This window comes from Rahnella sp. RcJ3 (assembly GCF_009498575.1).
Lineage (GTDB): Bacteria > Pseudomonadota > Gammaproteobacteria > Enterobacterales > Enterobacteriaceae > Rahnella > Rahnella aceris.
In genome coordinates, this window is the sequence record NZ_QSNX01000007.1 from 60735 (window position 1) to 82295 (window position 21561).

17 protein-coding genes are annotated in these 21561 nt (G+C 55.5%); 15 read left to right on the plus strand and 2 right to left on the minus strand.

Annotation, left to right across the window (positions count from 1 at the left end):
- Nucleotides 1–6 precede the first annotated feature (6 nt).
- Both DXU84_RS10950 and ascF read right to left on the minus strand, forming a co-directional pair.
- Complete coding sequence (locus DXU84_RS10950) at nt 7–1437, minus strand: 6-phospho-beta-glucosidase (protein WP_153375709.1); 1431 nt, start codon at nt 1435–1437, stop codon at nt 7–9.
- A 20-nt stretch (nt 1438–1457) separates the two neighbouring features.
- Complete coding sequence (gene ascF / locus DXU84_RS10955) at nt 1458–2930, minus strand: PTS cellobiose/arbutin/salicin transporter subunit IIBC (protein ID WP_013575706.1); 1473 nt, start codon at nt 2928–2930, stop codon at nt 1458–1460.
- Nucleotides 2931–3220: 290 nt separating this feature from the next.
- Here ascF and DXU84_RS10960 point away from each other — a divergent pair, with 290 nt between their 5' ends.
- The 15 genes from DXU84_RS10960 (at nt 3221) to DXU84_RS11030 (ending at nt 21341) form a co-directional block, all read left to right on the plus strand.
- Entirely contained in the window at nt 3221–4249 is a 1029-nt protein-coding gene (locus tag DXU84_RS10960) for a LacI family DNA-binding transcriptional regulator (RefSeq protein ID WP_013575707.1), read from the plus strand.
- 424 nt (nt 4250–4673) lie between these two features.
- Nucleotides 4674–6758: a bifunctional diguanylate cyclase/phosphodiesterase gene (locus DXU84_RS10965; protein ID WP_013575708.1), complete on the plus strand. Its 2085-nt coding sequence runs from the start codon at nt 4674–4676 to the stop codon at nt 6756–6758.
- A 649-nt stretch (nt 6759–7407) separates the two neighbouring features.
- On the plus strand, nt 7408–8142 hold the full coding sequence (locus tag DXU84_RS10970; RefSeq protein ID WP_013575709.1) for a FadR/GntR family transcriptional regulator: 735 nt from the start codon (nt 7408–7410) through the stop codon (nt 8140–8142).
- On the plus strand, nt 8135–9157 hold the full coding sequence (locus DXU84_RS10975; protein WP_013575710.1) for an ABC transporter ATP-binding protein: 1023 nt from the start codon (nt 8135–8137) through the stop codon (nt 9155–9157). The genes DXU84_RS10970 and DXU84_RS10975 overlap by 8 nt, the downstream gene beginning before the upstream one ends.
- Nucleotides 9154–10269 carry an ABC transporter ATP-binding protein gene (locus DXU84_RS10980; RefSeq protein WP_153375711.1) on the plus strand — a complete coding sequence of 372 codons (1116 nt, stop codon included), beginning with the start codon at nt 9154–9156 and terminating at the stop codon, nt 10267–10269. The genes DXU84_RS10975 and DXU84_RS10980 overlap by 4 nt, the downstream gene beginning before the upstream one ends.
- The gene (locus tag DXU84_RS10985) at nt 10266–11783 is read left to right on the plus strand and encodes an ABC transporter substrate-binding protein (protein ID WP_153375713.1); all 1518 of its coding nucleotides are present in this window, start codon (nt 10266–10268) and stop codon (nt 11781–11783) included. The genes DXU84_RS10980 and DXU84_RS10985 overlap by 4 nt, the downstream gene beginning before the upstream one ends.
- A 17-nt stretch (nt 11784–11800) precedes the next feature.
- Nucleotides 11801–12745: an ABC transporter permease gene (locus DXU84_RS10990; RefSeq protein ID WP_153375715.1), complete on the plus strand. Its 945-nt coding sequence runs from the start codon at nt 11801–11803 to the stop codon at nt 12743–12745.
- Between the two features lies 1 nt (nt 12746).
- Complete coding sequence (locus DXU84_RS10995; RefSeq protein WP_013575714.1) at nt 12747–13622, plus strand: ABC transporter permease; 876 nt, start codon at nt 12747–12749, stop codon at nt 13620–13622.
- 30 nt (nt 13623–13652) lie between these two features.
- Entirely contained in the window at nt 13653–15260 is a 1608-nt protein-coding gene (locus tag DXU84_RS11000; RefSeq protein ID WP_153375717.1) for a gamma-glutamyltransferase family protein, read from the plus strand.
- A gap of 303 nt (nt 15261–15563) precedes the next feature.
- Entirely contained in the window at nt 15564–16478 is a 915-nt protein-coding gene (locus tag DXU84_RS11005; RefSeq protein ID WP_153375719.1) for a dihydrodipicolinate synthase family protein, read from the plus strand.
- Nucleotides 16479–16610: 132 nt separating this feature from the next.
- Nucleotides 16611–17375, plus strand: a complete 765-nt coding sequence (fhuF, locus tag DXU84_RS11010) for a siderophore-iron reductase FhuF (protein ID WP_013575717.1) — start codon at nt 16611–16613, stop codon at nt 17373–17375.
- Between the two features lie 105 nt (nt 17376–17480).
- Nucleotides 17481–17819, plus strand: a complete 339-nt coding sequence (locus DXU84_RS11015) for a hypothetical protein (protein WP_013575718.1) — start codon at nt 17481–17483, stop codon at nt 17817–17819.
- Nucleotides 17820–18011: 192 nt separating this feature from the next.
- Entirely contained in the window at nt 18012–19331 is a 1320-nt protein-coding gene (locus DXU84_RS11020) for an MFS transporter (protein WP_112152424.1), read from the plus strand.
- Between the two features lie 2 nt (nt 19332–19333).
- A complete protein-coding gene (locus tag DXU84_RS11025; protein WP_013575720.1) occupies nt 19334–20188 on the plus strand; it encodes a MurR/RpiR family transcriptional regulator in 855 nt (284 codons plus the stop codon).
- Nucleotides 20189–20252: 64 nt separating this feature from the next.
- Nucleotides 20253–21341: an iron-containing alcohol dehydrogenase family protein gene (locus DXU84_RS11030; RefSeq protein WP_153375721.1), complete on the plus strand. Its 1089-nt coding sequence runs from the start codon at nt 20253–20255 to the stop codon at nt 21339–21341.
- The last annotated feature ends 220 nt before the right edge of the window (nt 21342–21561 follow it).

Genomic DNA, 21561 nt, shown 5'->3' on the forward strand with positions numbered 1-21561 from the left:
GCGGCATTAGCCCAGATCCTCCCCGTTACTGGCAATCACTTTCTTGTACCACCAGAACGATTTCTTTCTCTTTCTTTCCAGCGTGCCATTACCTGCATCGTCGCGGTCGACATAAACGAAGCCGTAGCGCTTGCTCATTTCACCGGTCGAGGCGGAGACAAGATCGATACACCCCCATGAGGTGTAGCCGATCAGCGGAACGCCATCGGTGATCGCTTCACCCATCGCGCGGATGTGCTCGCGCAGATAGCTGATGCGGTAATCGTCGTTGATTTCGCCCTGCGCGTTGATTTCATCTTTCGCGCCGAGGCCGTTTTCGACCAGAAATAACGGCTTCTGATAGCGGTCGTACATCATGTTCATGGTGATGCGCAGACCGAGCGGATCGATGCCCCAGCCCCATTCGCTGGCCTCGATGTACGGGTTTTTCAGCGATTTAACAATATTCGCCGCGCTGCTGTTGTTGTCGTTCATGTCTGCTGACGCACAACGCGACGCATAGTAACTGAACGAGACAAAATCGACGGTGTTTTTCAGGATGTCGTCATCGCCCGGTTCCGTCACCACGTTAACGCCCTTTTCGGCAAAGACGCGGCGGGTATATGACGGATATTCGCCACGCGCCTGCACATCGATGAAGAACAGGTTCTCGCGGTCTTTTTGCAGGGCCGCCCAGACATCAGCCGGTTTACAGGTTTGCGGATAGAAATTCCCGCCAGCCAGCATACAGCCGACCTGATTCTCCGGGTTCACTTCATGGGCAATTTTTGTCGCTAAAGCACTGGCCACCAGCTCATGGTGCGCCGCCTGATATTTCACCTGCTCCTGATTTTCGCCCTCTTCAAAGACTAAACCGGCACCGGAGAACGGGCTGTGCAGCAGGATGTTAATTTCGTTGAAGGTCAGCCAGTATTTCACCAGCCCGTCGAACGCTTCAAAACAGGTACGCGCATAGCGGGCGAAAAACTCCACCATTTTGCGGTTACGCCACGAGCCGTATTCGATGACCAGATGCATCGGCACATCAAAATGGCACAGCGTCACCAGCGGTTCGATGCCGTACTTTTTGCATTCTGCAAATACGTCGCGGTAAAACGCGATACCTTCCTCGTTCGGCACCAGCTCATCACCGTTCGGATAAAGACGGCTCCAGGCAATTGAGGTACGGAACACGGTAAAGCCCATTTCTGCCATCAGCGCGATGTCTTCTTTGTACCGATGGTAGAAATCAATCGCCTGATGCGCCGGATAAAACTCGTCGTCTTTCAGGGAGAAACGTTTTTCCTGACCGGTTTTTACCGCCAGACGGTGCGCGCCATGCGGGATCATATCTACCGTGGTCAGCCCTTTGCCTCCTTCGAAACTGCCGCCTTCGGCCTGGTTTGCGGCAATCGCGCCGCCCCATAAAAAACCTTCAGGAAATGCTGATGCTGACATGTAAAATCCTCTCCTTTAATTTATTTAACTGCGCTTTGCGAAACCGCAAAGGAGGCGGAAGCCGTTGATTCCGGCGCTGTATTTTTTGGCGCCACGGTTTCCACCGGAATATCTTCAAATCCGAGCAGCAAGGTAGTGAAGAAGGAGATCACCACCGCGAGGACCATCACGCCCACCACCCAGACAATGCTCATCGGATTCGACGGGTCGAAGAACTGCACGCTGGTAAACAGCCCCGGCGACGCCATCGAATGGCTGGCGAGTCCGCCTAATCCCGCCACGCCACCGCAAATAAAGCCGCTGATTAAGCAGGCGATCAGCGGACGTTTCAGCCGCAGCGCCACGCCGTACAAGGCGGGTTCGGAAATCCCGGCGACAATCGCTGAAGCCGCTGCGGCCAGCGCAGTCTGACGCAGTTCCGGGTTTTTGGTACGCCACGCGACCGCCAGTGAAGAACCGCCCAGTGACAGGTTCGCGCCAATTTCGGACGGCATCACCATGCCCTCTTTGCCGGTTTCCGCGATGGTCTGAATAATGGTTGGCGTGAATACGCGGTGCATGCCGGTCATCACCAGCAGCGGCCAGGCCGCGCCCATAATGGCGACAGAAAGCCAGCCCAGATAACTGTGAACGGTATACACCACCGCTGAAATCCCGGTACCGATCCAGATGCCCAGCGGACCAATCAGCATGATGGCGATCGGTGCGGCAATCAGCATAATCAGCATCGGTTTGAGGAAGTTTTTAGTGACAACCGGTGTAATGCGATCGACCCATTTTTCAATGTAAGACAGCAGCCAGGTCATGCATAGCGCCGGAATAACGGTGTAGGTGTATTTCACCGCCGTGACGGAAATGCCAATAAATTCGACTTTCTGCCCCTGTGCCGCTTTCGCCATTAAATCGATAAATGCCGGATGGACAAGGATCCCGGCAATCGCAATCGCCAGCGACATATTGGTTTTAAATTTCACCGCTGCCGACGCCGCCACCATCACCGGCAGGAAGAAGAACGCACCGTCGCCGATGGTATTGAGGATCACCAGCGTGGAAGCGCCCTTGTCGAACACGCCGGTCATATCCAGGATCATCGCCAGCAGTTTCACCATTGAACCACCGATAATGGCCGGGATCAGCGGCGACATGGTGCCGATCAGCGCATCCAGAATGCCGGAGCCGATACGTTTCAGGGTGATTTTATTTTTCGCCGGTGCAGCGCTGTCGTCACTGGCTGAGAAGCCTTCCGGCAGCAGTTTCAGCACTTCAGCGTACGCCTGAGAAACGTTGTTACCGATGATCACCTGGCACTGTTTTTCGTTGCGCACCACGCCCATCACGCCGGTAATGGCTTTCAGTGTGGCGGCATCAACAACAGATTCGTCATTCAGCACAAAGCGCAGGCGCGTCATGCAGTGTGTCACTGCCGCAACGTTCTGTGCGCCGCCGATGGCATCCACAATCGACTGTGATATTGCTGCAAAATTTTTAGACATGTGTACAACTCTCTCAGATTCATAGGGTTATGAATGTTTTTCAGAAGCCCTGGCTCCTGTGAAACCACTTTTTATGAACGTTATGCTTTTTTTATGAAAGGCTGTGAAACGATAGGTAACCGGTTTCATACGAGAATGTGCAGTTCCTTCTGTAACTTCAATAAAAAAATGCAACGTTGTTTTATTTTTGTGATGATGATCTCTCACTGCCGTTCTGTTATGCCAAAAACATCGTAAAACGGCTGAAATGTGTAGAATGACGCATCATTTTTCACTTTCAGGAAGCCCTGATGTCGACAATGCAGGAAGTGGCTAATAAAGCGGGCGTCTCCAAAGCCACCGTTTCCCGTGTACTTTCCGGTAAAGGTTATGTGAGCCAGGAAACGAAAGATCAGGTATTTAAAGCCATTGAGGAAGCGGGCTACCGGCCGAATCTGCTGGCACGGAATCTGGCGACCAGCAAGTCAATGTGCATCGGACTGGTTGTCACCAATACCCTGTATAACGGCAATTATTTCAGCGAGTTAATCTCACAGGCCGCCAAAAAACTCGATGCCAACGGACGTCAGTTGATCCTGGTCGATGGTAAACACAGCGCCGAAGAAGAGCGGGAAGCCATTCAGTTTCTGCATGATTTGCGCTGCGACGGCATTATTATTTATCCGCGCTTTTTATCCGTTGATGAAATGGATGAGATCATCGATAAATATAAAAAACCGGTGATGGTGGTTAACCGTAAATTGCGCAAACACCAGAGCCATTGTATTTACTGCGACCACAAAGGTTCCGGTTTTAATGCCACGCAGACCCTGATTGAACACGGTCACCATAATATTGCGTTTATCACCGGTTCCCTGGATTCCCCGACGGCGATAGAACGTCTTTCGGGTTATAAAGAGGCGCTCGCCGCAGCCGGATTGCCGGTCAGGGAATCGCTGATTGCGCAGGGAAAATGGTCGCCAGCCAGCGGTGCTGCCGCCGTGGAAACCCTGCTGATGACCGGTCAGACTTTCAGCGCAATTCTCGCCAGTAACGATGAAATGGCGATCGGCGCGATGAAAAAACTGAACGAAGCCGGTATTGCCGTACCCGCACAGGTTTCGGTGATCGGGTTTGATAATATCCCGACCGCGCCGTTTCTTATTCCGGCATTATCAAGTGTGAAAGATCCGGTCAGCGATATGGTCAGTGAAGTCATCAGTCAGATTATTTCCATGCTCGATGGCGGTTATTTATCCCAACAGAATAAGTTTGTGTCTGAACTTATTTTGCGGGATTCGGTGATTAACGGCCCCTGCGCCTCCATCAGCTTTCCCTAAACGCGGTTTAAATTATCCGTTAAACACAGCGGATTCAGCTTTATCCTGATTGTTGTTTCAATCCTGAGCGCCTTTAAGCGCCAAAGACTCTGCCGCACATTGTTGCGGCTTTTTTACATGCTGATTAACTGCTTGTAACGCATGAACATTATGTGCCTTTTTATTAAAGCCCCGAACTTCCCTGCCGATAACACTCCCGTTAGTTAAAACCCAAATAACAGATTTCACTTAAGGCCGATCTTTTTGCTAAATACGCTTAAATTTAAGCACGTTAGAAGCAAAATTTGGCGAAGTAAGAATTTTCTTATGCTAACGTTTCACGGGCACATCACAGCAAAAATGCGTCGGGAACAGGCGCACTATTTAGCCGGACTCTGATTTGGACGGACCCCGTGCAGAGACGGCCAGCTATCAGGCAAAAAATATGAGTGAAGATTCTGATGTACTTTATCGATTGCTGGTTCAGCGCGTAGAAGACTATGCGATTTATATGCTGACTCCCGATGGCCATATTGCGAACTGGAATGCCGGTGCGCAGCGGGCGAAAGGTTATACGCCTGAAGAAGTTGTCGGTAAGCACTTTTCCTGTTTTTACACCGAAGAAGACAGACAAAACGGCTGGCCGCAACGCGGGCTGGAAACGGCGCGTTCCACTGGCCGTTACGAATCCGAAGGCTGGCGACAGCGCAAAGACGGCTCACGCTTCTGGGCGCACATTATTATTGAAGCCTTACGCGAAGCCGGGGAAATCATCGGATTTGCCAAAATCACCCGTGATGTCACGGAGCGTCGTGAAACGGAAAAGGCCCTGTTGCAGGCCAAAGAACTGGCCGAATCCAACAGCGAGCAGCTCTCGTCCCTGTCACATTTCCTCAATACCGTGATCGCCAATATCCCGTCCTCGGTGATTGTCGAGAATGCCGTCTCGCGCGAAATTCTGCTGGTCAACCGCCAGGCAGAGCGTCTGCTGGGGATTCCCCGCGACAAAATGCTCGGTAAACGCCCGCAGGATTGTATGGGCATCGGACTGAGCACCTTTATTAATAAGCAATCGGATGAATGTTTGCGCGCAGAAGGCCTGCACCGCAGCGAGCAGCAATTACTGACGGCTATTGGCGACCGGACGTTGCAGACCACCAGTTCGGTGATCCGCGGGCACGATCCTCAGACCAGCTACGTGATGATGATTGCTGATGACGTGACGGACCAACAGGCCGCCCACGCCCGTATTCACCACATGGCGCATCACGACAACCTCACCAGTCTGCCGAACCGCATTCTGTTCAGCCAGCGTCTCAGTGAAGCCTTGCAGCGCGACAGCTATACTCACAGCCACACCGCCACGCTGTGTCTGGATCTCGATAACTTCAAGAACGTCAATGACGCGCTCGGCCATCAGGTTGGTGACGAACTGCTGCGCGCGATAGCCAAACGTCTGCGCATGACGCTGCGCGATGACGACACGCTGGCACGCATCGGCGGTGACGAATTTGCCGTGGTGCTGCCGGGGCTGAAAGACATTTCTGCCGCGCACCAGATTTCCAAACGCCTGATTGAATCAGTACGTCCGCCAGTCATTATCGATGGCCATTCGTTATCCGTCGGCCTGAGCATCGGTATTGCGCTCGCCGGTTCGACGGAAAACACCCCCGATCAATTGCTGCGTTGTGCGGACATGGCGCTGTATGAAGCCAAACGTAACGGCCGCAACCGTTATGAAGATTTCCGCCTTGAGATGGATGCCGCCGCGCGCAAACGCCGGGTGGTCGAAATGGACTTACGCGACGCCATTACCTGTAATCAGTTGCGTCTTTACTACCAGCCGATCACTGATGCCCGCCACGATGCCGTAATGGGTTACGAGGCGCTCATGCGCTGGCATCATCCGGAAAACGGGCTGATCATGCCGGTCGATTTCATTCCGATTGCCGAAGAAACGGGGCTGATCCACAGTCTTGGCTCATTTGCGTTGCACGAAGCCTGCCGCGAAGCCGCAAGCTGGAAAGGCAGTCAGACGGTTGCCGTTAACCTTTCACCGATTCAGTTCAAAAACAGCGGGCTGCTGTCGGTGGTGGAATCAGCGCTGGAAGCCTCAGGGCTGGATCCGTCACGTCTGGAAGTGGAAATCACGGAATCGGTATTGCTCGATAACACGCTTGGCAATATCAGCACATTGCGGAAACTGAAATCGCTGGGTGTGCGGATTGCGCTGGACGATTTCGGCACCGGGTATTCGTCGCTGAGTTATCTGCGCTCTTTCCCGTTCGACAAAATCAAAATAGACCGGTCATTCATTAACGACATGCACGACAGCCGCGAAGCGCTGGCAATTATCCGTGCCATCACCGGCATGAGCCGCAGTCTGGACATTCAGACCACGGCAGAAGGTGTGGAAACCGACGAGCAGTTCCGGCGTCTGAAAGAAGAAGGTTGTACGTTGTTCCAGGGGTATTTCTTTGGGCGCCCTCAACCCTCAGAGTCACGACTAACCGGGTTCGCACCTCTCTGATGATAGGTATTAAACACGGTTTGTGCCGAGAGTGATCGGGGGAACAGCGGTATATAAGCCTGTTATTTCTGACGATTGTTTTAGCTCCTCCCCCTGCGAAGGGGGAGGCTGGGAGGGGGTTTTAAGGGTTAACACCCGGTCAAAGTACACTTTAACTATCTGATTTTGCATTAATACCCCAACCCTCCCCTTCGCAGGGGAGGGAGCTGAACTGAATTCTCTGGCTCCCCTGCGAAAACTTCACCATTACTCACAAACTTGCAGACGAAACCACTGCCCGTGTCCGCTCCGGCTTGCGAATTATTCCTTAATACCCCGCCCGACCCTTTCCTTCTTTGGTAAAGCAACGAAATAGCGAACCATTAGCCAACTTATTCCATTTATTTGATCGGCTTCTCATCCCGCAAAATCACGCACCATTACGATCCGTTAACATTAATTTAACGCACTACACTTGTGCATATAAGATTAATATCAATATCTTATAAAAAAATAAAACGATCCTCTGACTAAAGTGCGTAAATTTTAGTCTTTTGAAATTAAAAACAAATTCTCCTGTTTGCAAAACTTTTCCATGAACCATTACAAAATTGGTTCAGAAAATGCAAAGGACTGATTAACGATTTAATTCCCAGCGGGAAAATGACATATGACAACGCACTCCGGGGCGCTACCCCCTTCTAACGGCACATCGAATTCAGCGCTGGAACAGCTACGCCAGTTGATACAACAGCATCCGGATCAGACGCAGCCACTGCCTGCGGAGCGCGATCTGATGCAAATGTTTGATGTCGGCCGCCGTGAAATCCGCCGGGCGCTGGATGTGCTGGAAGAAGAAGGTCGCGTGTGGCGCAAGCAGGGGAAAGGCACGTTTATCGGGCCGAATGGTCCTGCCCAGCCGCTGAGCCTGCAGGCGTTACCGAAACAATCCAACTTGCAGGAAGTGATGGAAGCCCGTCTGCAAATCGAACCGGGGCTGGCGAAATACGCCGCACTGCGCGCTACGCCGGAACAAATCCAGCTGATGCGCCGTTTACTGGACAAAGTGAAAACGATGTCGCGCGGTGATCCGGATCAGATTGAGCTGTGGGACAGCGCCTTTCACCGCGCTATTGCCGATGCCGCGGGTAACCGGTTGTTGCTAGGTCTGTTTGATGCCGTCGACGCCATCCGCCGTGACCCGAGCTGGCTGGCGGTGCGCAACGCGGCACGCAATCAGGAGCGCCTGAACCGTTACGACGATCACCATGAACGTATCGTAGAACACATCGCCGCACGCCAGCCGAAAGAAGCCGCGAAAGTCATGCGCGAGCACCTTCTGGCGCTGCAACAGGCATTTCTTTCAACCCTGCATGATGATGACGAGGATTTTACTGATGACTGACCCCGCCGGACCCGTCAGGCCGCTGTTACACATTAACGACCTGAGGGTGCAATTTTCCGGTTCTCCCGCGACCGTGCTCGACGGTATTTCCTTACAACTGGAAGCCGGAAAAACGCTGGCGCTGGTGGGCGAATCAGGTTGCGGCAAAAGCGTGACGTCGCTGGCGCTGATGGGGTTATTGCCCGCCAGCGCCAAAGTGTTGCAGGGCGATATCCGGCTCAATGATACCTCGCTGCTCGGGCTATCTGAGCGTCAGTACGCCGACCTGCGCGGTCAGGAACTGGCGATGATTTTTCAGGAGCCAATGACATCACTCAATCCGGCGCTGACACTGGGCGATCAGCTTGCCGAAGCGGTGATGCGTCATCAGGGTGTCGGCAAAAAACCGGCCCGCGAACAGGCGCTGGAAATCCTGAAAAAGGTGCAGATTCCTGCGCCGGAACTGCGGATGGAGGCTTATCCGCACCAGCTTTCCGGCGGTATGCGCCAGCGGGTGATGATTGCCATGGCGCTGATCAACCGTCCGCAGTTGCTGATTGCCGACGAACCGACCACCGCGCTGGACGTCACCATTCAGGCGCAAATCCTCGCCCTGCTCAACCGTATTCAGCAGGAAACCGGCAGCGCATTATTGCTGATCACCCACGACCTGGGTGTGGTGGCGGAAGTCGCCGACAGTGTGGCGGTGATGTACGCCGGGCAGATCGTCGAACAGGGTCTGGTGACCGATATTTTCAATAATCCGCAGCATCCTTACACCATCGGGCTGATGGGGTCGATGCCGTCGCTGGCTCCGCGTCAGGGCGCGCTGTCCACCATTCCCGGTGCCGTGCCGTTACCGAAAGACATGCCGCAGGGCTGCCGCTTCTCGACACGCTGCCCGTTCGCCACCGAACGCTGCCACCAGGAGCGTCCGCCATTGCGCGCCCTGAATCAGTCGCCGCACCACGTCGCCTGTTTCTTTGCGCCGCTGGAAAACTATTTCGTGTTATCCGCCGAAGGAGCCTGCGCATGAGCCTCACTCCCCGCCCCATTCTGGAAGCCGCCGCGCTGAGCAAAGTCTTTAAAGGGCCATCGTCACTATTCAGCAAACCGAAAATCGTGCAGGCGGTAGATCGTGTGTCTTTGCGCGTCTGGCATGGCGAAACGCTGGCGATTGTCGGCGAATCCGGCTCAGGGAAGTCAACCCTGGGTCGCCTGTTATTGCAGTTGCTCAGCGCCTCCGACGGTGACGTGTTTTATGAAGGCGAAAACCTGAAACAGTTTTCGGCTGAACAGATGAAAAAGCTGCGCCGCGACCTGCAAATCATCTTTCAGGATCCGTTTGCCTCACTCAACCCGCGCATGACCGTGGAAGAAATCGTCGGCGAACCGCTGTGGCTGCACAACATTGTCAGTGGTAAAGCAGACAGACAGGAAAAAGTGCGCGAACTGCTGACCACGGTCGGCCTGCCCGCCGCATTCAGCAACCGCTATCCGCATGAGTTTTCCGGCGGTCAGCGCCAGCGCATCGGTATCGCCCGCGCACTGGCGTCCTCGCCGAAACTGCTGCTGGGGGATGAACCGGTGTCGGCGCTGGATGTGTCAGTGCAGGCGCAGGTGGTGAATCTGCTGGAAAGCCTGAAACAACAGTTTGGTCTGACGATGATTGTCGTCGCGCACGGTCTGGCAGTGATCCGCCATATGAGCGACCGTGTGGCGGTGATGTACCTCGGGCAAATCGTGGAACTGGCCCGCACCGATGACATTTTTGATCAGCCGCTGCATCCGTATACCCAGGCGCTGATTGCCTCCGCGCCGCTGCTCACACCCGGTGTAAAACGTCCGGTGCCGATGTTACAGGGCGATATGCCCAATCCGGCCAATATGCCCACCGGCTGCCGTTTCCATACCCGCTGCGCGTTCGCCACCGACGAATGTCGTCTGGTGGAACCGCCACTCGAAACCGTCAGTGACAACCGCATGGTGGCCTGCCACCGCTGGAGCGAACTGCAACGGGACCGCACCTCGGTGCTGGTTCCGCCGCCGTCCGCCGCTTTTACCTTACGGCGTGCGCTGTTTGAACAAGCGAGCCAGTCCCGGCTTTCACTTTCCACTCCAACCTCAACCCAGGGAACCCGACCATGAGATTTGCACCCCGCTTAACTGCCTGCATTCCCGCCTTAATGTTGTTGACGTCTGCGGGCCTCGCCCATGCGGAAAGCACCCTGCGCATCGGCCTTGGCAGTGATCCTGACATGCTGGATCCGGCCACGGCGCGCACCTATTACGGGCGTTTCGTGTTCAGCGCCATGTGTGAGCGTCTGGTGGATGTCGATCAGCATCTTAAAATCGTGCCGGGTCTGGCGAAAGACTGGGCGTACAGCGACGAGGGCAAAACGCTGACCCTGCATCTGCGCGAAGGCGTGACCTTCCATGATGGCGAGAAATTTGATGCGCCGTCGGTGAAATACAATATCGAACGTTACCTGACGCTGCCGGGTTCTTTGCGCAAAAGTGAGCTCTCTTCCATTGAATCCGTGGAAGTCACCGCGCCGTACACCGTGGTTTTCCATCTGAAAACCGCAGACGCCGCGTTGCTGATGCAACTGACTGACCGCGCGGGCACCATGATGGCGCCGGAAGCGACGGCCAAAGGCAATGTGGCGGCGCATCCGGTCTGTTCCGGCCCGTACGAGTTTGTCAGCCGCGTTCAGCAGGACCGCATCGTGCTTAAGCGTTTTGAAAATTACTGGAACAAAGGCGCGTATCACTTCGATAAAGTGGTGTTCCTGCCTATTCCGGATGCGTCGGTTCGCCTTGCCAACCTGCGTGCGGGCGATTTAGACATCACCGAAGGCATTGCCGCCAGCGACACCGCAACGGTGAAAGCCGACAGTAATCTGCAACTGGCCAGTACCACCGGCCTCGGTTACATGGGGCTGACGATCAATATCGCCAACGGCACCGCCAATACCGATACGCCGCTGGCGAAAGATGCCCGCGTGCGTCAGGCGCTGTCGCTGGCGATTGACCGTGACGCCCTGAATCAGGTGGTATTCCAGGGGCAATATACTCCGGCGAATCAGGCGTTCTCGCCTGCCAGCCCTTATCACGCCGACATTCCGGTGCCAAAACGCGATATCGAAAAAGCCAAAGCGCTGCTGGCCGCCGCCGGAGTGAAAACACCGCTGACCATTGATTTCCTGGTCGCCAACAACCCGACTTCTCAGCAGGTTGCGCAGGTATTGCAGGCGATGGTCAGCGAAGCGGGCATCAACCTGAATCTGCAAATGACCGAATACGCCACGCTGCTCGATCGCCAGCAACGCGGCGAATTCAAAATGAGCATGTCCGGCTGGTCAGGGCGCCCGGATCCGGACGGCAATATCTTCTCGTTCCTCAATACCAAAGGCGGCCTGAACGACGGCAAATACAGCAATCCGCAGGTCGATCAGTGGTTGCAGGAAGCGCGTCTGACCAGCGATGTGGAGAAGCGTAAAGCCCTCTACAAGCAGATTGTGGTGCAGGAAAACCTCGACGATCCGCTGGTGTATCTGTACTTCGAACCGCGCATTTTCGGCATGAGTAAAAAAGTGACCGGTTTCGTACCTTACGCCGACGGGCTGATCCGGCTGCAGGGTCTGGCGCTGAACAAGTAATTGCCTGAGGAAAGACAATGTTAGAACTGGTGGTGAAACGGCTGATTTCAGCCATACCGACGTTGTTTCTGGTCACGCTGATGGTGTTCTCGTTGCAGAAATTACTGCCGGGCGACCCGATCACCGCGATGGCGGGCGAGGAGCGGGATCCGGCAGTGATTGCGCAGTTACGCGAGCAATATCATCTGAATGACCCGATCCCCAGCCAGTATTTCCACTGGGTCGGCAACGCGCTGCGCGGCGATTTCGGTACGTCGCTGCGCACGCAGGAACCGGTATTACAACTGATCGCCAGCAAACTGCCGGTGACGCTGGAACTGTCGCTGCTGGCGATGATTGTGGCGCTGATTATCGGTATCACCATGGGCGTGCTGGCGGCCGTTAACAAAGGTACCTGGATAGATAACGGCACCAATTTTCTGGCGCTGTCGGGGATTTCGATCCCCCATTTCTGGCTGGGTGTGCTGCTGATTATGTTGTTCTCCGTGAAACTCCACTGGCTTCCTGCGTCAGGTTACGTGCCGTTTTCAGAAGATCCGCTGCAAAACCTGAAAACCATGCTGCTGCCTGCGGCGGTGCTCGGCACCGGCCTTTCTGCCACGCTGATGCGCCATGCCCGCGCGGCGATGATTGCGGTTCTCAAGGCGGATTACATCCGTACCGCCCGCGCCAAAGGGCTGCTGCCGAAAAAAGTGATCATGAAACACGCGCTGCGTAATGCGCTGGTGCCGATTATCACCCTGACCACCTTGCTGTTCGGCGAACTGCTGGGCGGCGCGGTGCTCAGCGAGCAGGTTTTCACCATCCCGGGCTTTGGCAAAATGATTGTCGACTCGGTGTTTAACCGCGATTACGCCGTGGTTCAGGGCGTGGTGATGGTGGTCGCCGTCGGTTTTCTGCTGATGAACCTGCTGGCCGACGTGCTGTACGTTCTGGTCAACCCACGCATGCGGAGAGCCTGAGATGAGCGTTTCTGTGATTTCCGTGACAACGTCACTCCCTGCCCGCGAGCCGAACCGCGTACTCAGCAAATTTCTGCGCAATAAAAGCGCAGTGACTGGCGCGGTGCTGGTCATCACCTTCGCCTTGCTGGCGTTGCTCGCCCCGTGGATTTCGCCGTTTGATCCGATCAAAGCCGATTTCATGGCGGTACGCAAAGCGCCTTCCGCCCTGCACTGGCTGGGCACCGATGAACTGGGCCGCGACATTTTATCGCGCCTGTTCTGGGGGGCACGTACCTCGCTGATGGCCGGTTGCGTGTCGGTAATTATCGCCATTGTGATCGGCGTTCCGCTGGGGCTTATCGCCGGTTTCTGGCAGGGCTGGATGGACAGCATTATCTCCCGCGTGGTCGAAGCGCTGCTGTCGTGTCCGTTTCTGGTGCTGGCGATTGCGCTGGGTGCTTTTCTCGGCCCAAGTCTGGGTAATGCGATGATCGCCATCGGGCTTTCGGCTATGCCGATTTTTGCCCGCCTGACGCGTGCGCAGGTGATGAGTATCCGCAACGAGGAATACATTGAAGGGGCGCGGGCGATTGGTCTGCCCGACCGCTGGATCCTCTGGCGTTATGTGCTGCCGAATGTGCTGTCGCCCATTCTGGTGCAGGCGACGCTGGCGATTGCCTCGGCGATCATCACCGAAGCCAGCCTGTCGTTTCTCGGCCTCGGCCAGCAACCGCCGGACGCCTCGTGGGGCGCGATGCTTAACACTGCGCGCAGCTTCCTTGAGCAGTCGCCGTGGATGTCAATTTTCCCCGGTCTGGCGATTTTCCTCACCGTACAGGGTTTCAATTTGCTGGGTGACGGGCTGCGTGATGCGCTCGACCCGCGTTCTGAATAAACCGTTTGCAGCTTTTTTAAGGAAGAATACATGTCTGAGAATTACGATTTTAATGTGGCTTATCCGACCCTGCGTCCGACCATGATGGGTGCCAATGCGGTCTGTGCCTCGCAGCCGCTGGCGGCTCAGGCAGGCATGAAAATGCTGATGCTGGGCGGTAATGCTGCCGATGCCGCCATCGCCACTGCCATCGCACTCACCGTCCTTGAGCCGAGCGGCAACGGCGCAGGCAGTGACGCATTCGCGATCGTCTGGGACGGCAAAAAAGCCCACGGACTCAACGCTTCAGGCCGTTCACCGGCAGCGTGGACGCCGGAGTATTTCGCGGACAAAGGGTTAGATGCCGTACCGACCTACGGCTGGGATGCCGTCACCGTGCCGGGTGCAGTCTCCGGCTGGGTGGCGCTGGCAAAACGCTTCGGCACCCTGCCGCTGACCACGCTGGCGCAACCGGCGATTGATTATGCCCGCAACGGATTTCCGGTATCGCCGCTGATTGGTCGCCTGTGGGAAATCGCGGTGAAAAAACTGCATAACCAGCCGGGCTTCATGGAATGTTTTGCACCGGAAGGTCGTGCGCCGAAAATCGGGGAAATCTTCCGTAATCCTGCGCTGGCAGACTCACTTGAACTGATCGCCAGAACCGAAGGCGAAGCATTTTATCGCGGCGAACTGGCGGAAAAAATAGTGGCGCACAGTCAGGCCCACGGCGGCGCAATGACGCTGGATGACCTGGCGAATCACCAGGCCGACTGGGTGGAAACCCTGCAGCAGTCGTTTGCCGGTGGCTCGGTTCATGAGTTGCCGCCGAACGGTCAGGGTATCGCCACGCTGATTGCACTGGGCATTCTCGACAAGCTGAATATCGGCAGCCAGCCGGTGGATTCGGTGGAAACCACGCATTTGTGTATTGAAGCGATGAAACTGGCACTGGCGGATCTGGACCAGCACGTCACCGACAGCGACCATATGTTCTTCGATCCGCAACTGTTCCTGAACGATGATTATCTGGCAGAGCGGGCAAAACTCATTGACCGCAGCAAAGCCAGCGACGTGACTTACGGCGCACCGCGTCCGGGCGGCACCGTGTATCTGACGACGGCAGATTCCAGCGGCATGATGGTCTCTTTCATTCAGTCGAACTACATGGGCTTCGGTTCCGGCGTCGTGGTGCCTGGTACCGGTCTGAGTATGCAAAACCGTGGCTGCGGATTTACGCTCGACACGGCGCACGCCAACTGTGTCGCACCAAACAAGCGCACGCTACATACGATCATTCCCGCCTTTGCACAGGACGCCGAAGGCAAACCGCTGATGTCGTTCGGCCTGATGGGCGGTCCGATGCAGGCACAGGGACATCTGCAACTGGCGCTGCGCGTGATGCTGTATAAACAAAATCCGCAAGCCGCCATCGATGCGCCGCGCTGGCGGATCAACGGTGGGCGTCAGGTGGCGATTGAATCCACCTTCAATCACAACACGCTGGCAGCGCTGCGCGCAATGGGCCACGAACTGATCGTGGAAGACCCGCTCAGCGGCCACTCGTTTGGCGGCGCGCAGGTGATTGTCACCAATCCGGCAGGCGGCTATCTGGCGGGCACTGAATCCCGCAAAGACGGTCAGGCACTGGTGATGTAGGTCGGGTTTCACTCTGCACCGCGAGCGGGTTTTGCCCTGCTCCTCCCCCTGCGAAGGGGGAGGCCGGGAGGGGGTTTTAAGGGCTAACACCCTGTTTAAACAAACCTTAACATCAGTTTTTGACCTTAATACCCCACCCCAACCCTCCCCTTCGCAGGGGAGGGAGTTACCCCCGCCTTTGTGACTTCCCTTCCAAATCTTCGCTAAATCCATGTAATTCGATCCCATCGCTATAAAAATTTGAAACAGCGTTCTATAAATGGGGTGTTAAGTACTTTCCACTTTCATATGGAGAACGAATGTATGACCCGTCCACTGTTTCATGGCGTGATCCCCCCTGTCGCAACGATCCTGAATGAGAATGAGCAGCTTGACCGTCAGGGGATGGCGCGTCTGATTGATTTTACGATTGAAGGCGGCGTGAACGGCCTGTTTTTCCTCGGCAGCGCAGGGGAATTCGCGCATATGTCTCAGGCGCTGCGTCATGAAGTGGCTGAGTTTTGCACCAGGCATGTTGCCGGGCGCGTGCCCGTTTTGATCGGCGCAGCGCATCCGGGTACGGCAGAAACGCTGGCCTTCGCGCAACACGCTAAAAGTATCGGAGCGGACGGCGTGGTGGTGGTGAATCCTTATTACAACCCGATAACTGAAGAAGCGCTGTATCTGCATTACCGCACGATTGCTGAAGGCGCGGGTTTGCCGGTGATCATGTACAACTATCCGGGACTGACGGGTCAGCCGTTGCCCGTCAGCCTGATCAAACGTCTGGCGCTGGAATGCCCGAACATTGTCGGCCTGAAAGATACCGTGGACAGCCTCAATCACATTCGCGAAACGATACAGGCCGTGAAACCTGAGCGCCCTGATTTCGCCGTGTTCTCCGGGTATGACGAATATCTGTTCGGCACGCTGATCCTCGGCGGCGACGGCGCGATCCCCGCCAGCGCCAACTTCGCCCCGCAACTCACCTGCGGAATTTACCGCGCCTTTAAAGAGAAAGATTTCGCCACTGCAGTAGAACTGCAACAACGGTTATCCTTCCTGCCTCCGCTGTACACGCTGGATACGCCGATCTACAACGTCATCAAATACGCCATTTCACAAGTCATCAGTGAAATGCCGGTGTATTCACTCAAACCGGCGCTGCCGCTGAGCAATGACAAACAAAAGGTTGTGCGTGAGATTTTGAAACAGGCTGGCGTCAGTGTCGTCTGCTAACGTTTCCTCTGCGCCTCCCCTTCACTGCGGGAGGCAAAAACCCTCAATCTAAATCGAAATCATTACTATTCCGCTTTAATATTCGTTACTCTATTCCCATGATTTACCAAGCCGAATGACTTTCATAACCTGATGATGCAAACACTCCTCGACAGTTTCCGCGAAACGCCGGTCAGCTGGGTTGCAGAGACTTTCAAACCGATGACACCGCTGGTGACCAATGCGGTGCCGATGTCACTGCTGACCACTGCCGAAGGTTGCGCCAGCGTGCTCAAACGCTATCTGGATGCCAATGCCGCCGATGCCGCAAAGTGCGACACACGCCGTGCGCGGATCTCGATGTGGTCACAATGGTATTTCGCCACCCTGCTGCCGAGCTGGGTGATCGTCTCTCTGCGTCACGGCTGGCAACTGCCTATCGCCGCTGAAAATGTCTATCTGTGCATGCAGGAAGAAGGCTTACCTGCGCAAATTTATCTCGACGGCGAAGGCGAAGCGCTGACATCCGCTGAACCGATGGCGCGTTTCGATGTGATGATCGAACAGCAATTGCGTCCGGTTTGCGAAGCGCTGGCAGAATTCTCCGGTTTAAAGCCGGGCATTTACTGGAGCAACGCGGCAATCCGCGTCGGCTGGGGCGTCAAACAGGCAGAGCTGGTCAATGCCGATATCTCGGACGGTATGCGGCTGATGGAATCGCGCGAGCTGCGTTATGGCGGCAAAAACCCGTTATTTCAGCCGCTGCGCGCGGAAGATCCCTCAGACCCCGACAGTCCGCAATACCGCAAGCAATGCTGTCTGCGCTACGATCTGGCCGATCACGCCATGTGCCCTTCCTGCCCGTTATTGCTAGCAGAACGTAAATCCGGCAAAAGACGCAAAACCGTCGCCGGATAAATCAAACACTTACAAAACCTGAATAAACTTAGCGTAAAAAATGATTGGATCTTAGCCGCGGATAATTATAAGAATTGGGTTATATAGACCAACGAGGTATTTATCATGACTATGAAAACACCGAAGAGCTGGCCCTCCGCTCTTAACTCGCTGGCCTCAGAGGTGATTGATTCTCTGGCGCAACCCGTTAACCGCGTATGGAATACGTTAACTGGCAAGCAAGAACCGCTCAGAGCAAGGATTGTTCATCGTTACGCTATTCCGTCTTCCCGGACGATCAGCGTCACGGAAGGATTCTTCGGGTTTATTCCGGTGGAATCTTACGAAAACGAACGTTTTATTCTGGAAGTCGCTTACGCTGACAAACAGTATCAGGTAGAAGTCCCGCGGGCTTACTACCAGAAAAGTAATATCGGTGACGGTATCGACATCCACACGCTGTAACTGCCCCGCTTTTAAACAGGCTGCTCCTTTCGAGGCGCAGCCTTTTTTATGCCATAAAACCTGCCTGACCCCACACTTCCCGCTTTAATTTTGTTCAATACATGAAAATTATTGACATAATAATCACCAGAATTTAGAAAATTATTTACATCCTATTCTTATAACAATGTTCTTTTCCTGAAGAGGTTAATGATGACCCGCACCGGACAGATTTCCCCTGCTACCGCCAGCCAGTCACGCCGCGCGCTCGTCGCCGGTTCGGTCGGTAATTTTATCGAATGGTATGAATTCGGCGTTTACGGTTATCTGGCGACGCTGATCGCCGGTAACTTTTTCACGCTGGAAGGCCAGACCGGCCTGACCGGGTTACTTCTGACGTATGCGTCGTTCGCGCTGGCGTTTTTCTGTCGTCCCATTGGTGCGATCATTTTTGGTCGCATCGGCGACCGCATTGGCCGCAAGCCGACACTGATCGCCGTCGTTCTGCTGATGACACTCGCCACAGCGATCATTGGTTTACTGCCGACGTATGCGCAGATTGGTGTAGCCGCGCCGCTGTTACTGACACTGATGCGCATGTTCCAGGGCTTGTTTGCGGGCGGTGAATTCGGTGGCGCGGTCTCCCTGATGACCGAATTCGCACCGAAAGGCAAACGCGGTATTTACGGCGCGTGGCAGTCGTTTACCGTTTCGCTGGGCTTGCTGACCGGCGTGGCGCTGGTCGCGTTGCTGGTTCAGACCCTTCCCGAAGCACAAATGAAAGACTGGGGATGGCGTATTCCGTTCCTTCTGGCGCTGCCGATGGGGCTGGTGGCGTTGTATCTGCGCCTGAAACTCGATGAAACACCCAACTTTGTTGCCAGTAAAAAGGCCGAACCGAAAGCGCAAAAAACAGCCGCTGAAAAAGCCTCTGCTGTCGCCACCGCCAAAGCTATTGCGCTGGGGATTGGCCGCATGATGGGCTGGTCGGCGGGCGGTTATACCTTCCTGGTGGTGATGCCGTCTTATCTGCAAACCTCCCTGCACGCCACGTTTTTACAGGCACTGGTGGCCACCGTGCTGGCGAACGTCGGTTTCGCGCTGGCTATTCTGCCTTCCGGCTGGCTGAGCGATAAAATCGGCCGTAAAAAGGTCATGATGATTGCCGTATTTGCCGTCATCGTGCTGAGTTTTCCGTTGCTGCATTTGCTGCAAAACCCTGAAAGCAGTCTGCTGGCGAAAGGCATTGCAGTGCTGATTGCCGGGGCAACAATTGGCATGATTGCCGGTCCCGGCCCGGCGATGCTGGCGGAAATGTTCCCGACCCGCGTGCGTTATACCGGTCTGGGATTATCCTATTCATTGTCGAACGCCGTGTTCTCCGGCTGTGCCGGTTTGATCATAACCGGTCTGATTAAAGAGACCGGCAATCTGGATATTCCGGCGTATTACGTGGTCGCCACCTGCGTGGTCAGCCTGTTTGCGCTGATGACGTTACGAAAAGACGATCATTTACGTGAACTGGAGGAATAAGCATGAATGGCAGTGACCTGCAGTCACGTCTGAACGCATTACAGGGCAGTTTTTCTCCGGCGGAAAAACGCATCATCACCATTATCAGGCTCAATCCGCTGGGTGTGGCGAAAATGGGCGTGACGGAACTGGCAAAATACGCTGAAACCAGCACCGCCACGGTGGTACGCACCAGCAAACGGCTGGGGTTTACCGGCTATCCGGCGCTGCGGCTGGCGTTGGCCGCAGAAACCTCCAGTCCGATGCCCATCGAGATGCCCCTGGCGGCGGATATCGGCGACAATGATTCGCCCAAGCAGATCCTGCAAAAGCTGCTGGAATTCGAGGTCAAAGGCGCGACCGAGACCACGCAGCTCCTCAGCGCAGCAACGCTGGAACAGGCGGTCAGTATCCTTTCACAGGCACGCCGGATTGATATTTACGGCACCGGTGCCTCAGCGCTGGTTGCTCAGGACTTCTGCCAGAAACTGCGGCGCATCGGCGTTGTCGCCCAGACTTTTGGCAGCACAGACGAAAGTCTGGTGAGCGCCTGTCAGTTAACGAATGCAGATGCCGCGCTGGCGATTTCCCACTCCGGCCAGACGGCAGATGTCATTGAAGCGCTTACACAGGCTAAAGCCGCGGGGGCAACAACGCTGGCGATCACCGCCAATGGCCGTGCCGCTCTCGCCCGCAAGGCCGATATCGTGTTACGAACCAGCAGCCGCGAAATGGGTTTTCGGGCCGCGGCGATGGCCAGCCGGACCAGCCAGTTGCTGATCATCGACTGTCTGTTTATCGGTGTCGCGCAGCGTCTGCCGGGTGCGCGCGACGCCTTGCGCAAAACCCACGACGTCGTGCGTCAGCGCCGCCGCTGATATTCTTACGCTCTGCTGCGCGCCTTCTATACTTCATAAAACACCTGAGTTTATGAGGGCATGCATGTTCACCCATCGTTTGGTATTTCCTGCCAGCGTGCTGCGCGGGCGCGGCGCTATTAAGCATCTGGGCGCGATGTGCGGACGCTTAGGCCAGCGGGCAATGTTAGTGGGCGGCAAACGCGCCATTGCCAGCGTCGAGGCGAAAGTCGCGGATCAGCTCGAGCAGCAGATGGTCAGCTATCTTGGCAGTGAAATCTTCAACGGCGTGTGTTGTCAGGAGGAAATCAACCGGCTGGCAGACGTGTTCCGCACGCAAGGGGTGGAAGTGATTATCGCCACCGGTGGCGGAAAAGCGCTGGATACCGCCAAAGCGGCAGGCGTGGCGTGCAATATTCCGGTGGTGACACTGCCGAGCATTGCGGGCACCTGTTCGGCGGTGACCTCGCTGGCGTTCCGTTATCATCAGGACGGTGAATTCCGTGACATGATGCCGTTACCCTGTGGCCCCGCTGCGGTGGTGATCGACGCTGATTTACTGGCCACCGCCCCGCTGCAATGGCTCTCAGCGGGCATCGGCGATACGCTGGCAAAATGGTACGAATATCGTGCCATCAGCGACCTGAATCAGCTTACCGGCCTGGCAGGTGTCGCCAGAACCAACAGTGAATTGTGTTACACCCTGATCGAACATTTCGCCGCCGACGCCTGTTTTGCGGTGCATGACGGCAAAGCCAACAACGCCCTCGAACAGGTGCTCGATGCCATTTTCCTTTACGCCGGACTGACCTCAGTCATGAGCAACGGCGCACACACCGGCGCTGCCCATGCGTTATATGAAGGTTTCACCGTCTGCCCGAAAACCCGCCATATCCCTCATGGTTTACTGGTCGGTTACAGCAACCTGTGCATGCTGGCACTGGAAAACCGCAGCGACGATGAGTTGCTGACCGCCATCGCCCTGGCCCGCGACAGTGCCATACCAACACAGTTAGCGCATATCGCGACAGGGCTGACGGAGCAGGATCTGGCCGTGATTATTGACCGCAGTCTGAGCACGCCAGATATGGCGAACATGCCCATGGATATTACCTTTGAAGATGTCAGAAGAGGGATTGAAAGAGTGGAGAGGCTTGGGGCAAAAATTAATTAGTTTTTTGCGCATGCTGTGCAAACTGGCCTTCAGGTCAAGGTCGTGGGCGTCGGCCCACACCGACTTGGGGGGCGGCTTATCGCCGCCGCCCCCCAAGCCCCCCCGGGCTCTTTCACTGCGCGCTCCGCTCGCTGACTATGTTCCATCAGCCGCAGTGATAGCCGCAAAATCCCGCCGCTGCGCGGTTCCCTCCCATCGGGTTACAACCCGCGCAAAAAGA